Source organism: Micromonospora sp. ANENR4 (assembly GCF_015354395.1).
Classification (GTDB): Bacteria; Actinomycetota; Actinomycetes; order Mycobacteriales; family Micromonosporaceae; genus Micromonospora; species Micromonospora aurantiaca.
Window position 1 is genome coordinate 1 of record NZ_JADKYQ010000050.1, and the last position, 589, is coordinate 589.

The following is a 589-nucleotide window of genomic DNA, read 5'->3' on the forward strand; positions in this document are numbered from 1 at the left end:
ACCGGGCGGAGCGGATGGCGATCAAGGCCATCTGCCGTCGGCTGGGGGTCTCGCGGAACACGGTGCGTAAGGCTTTGGCCAGTCATGAGCCGCCGCGCTATCAGCGGGCGGCGAAGGGCTCGATCGTGGACGCGGTGGAGCCGCAGATCAGGGCGTTGTTGGCGGAGTTCCCGGACATGCCGACGACGGTGATCATGGAGCGGGTCGGGTGGACTCGCGGCAAGACGGTGTTCTCCGATCGGGTGCAGCAGCTGCGGCCGTTGTTCCGCCGGCCGGATCCGGCCCAGCGGACGGAGTATCTGCCGGGTGAGCTGGCGCAGTGTGATCTGTGGTTCCCGCCGGCGGACGTGCCGTTGGGCTTCGGGCAGGTCGGTCGGCCGCCGGTGCTGGTGATGGTGTCGGGGTATTCGCGGTGGCTGTCTGCGGTGATGATCCCGTCGCGGCAGTCGCCGGACCTGCTGGTCGGACACTGGACGCTGATCTCCGGCTGGGGGCGGGTGCCCAAGGCGTTGGTGTGGGACAACGAGTCCGCCGTCGGGCAGTGGCGGGCCGGCAGGCCGCAGTTGACCGAGGCGATGAACGCCTTCCG

Annotated in this window: 1 pseudogene; it reads left to right on the plus strand. The window is 69.6% G+C overall.

Features of this window, described 5'->3' with window-relative positions:
* A pseudogene (locus IRY44_RS30455) lies at positions 1-589 on the plus strand (IS21 family transposase); the annotation flags it as partial.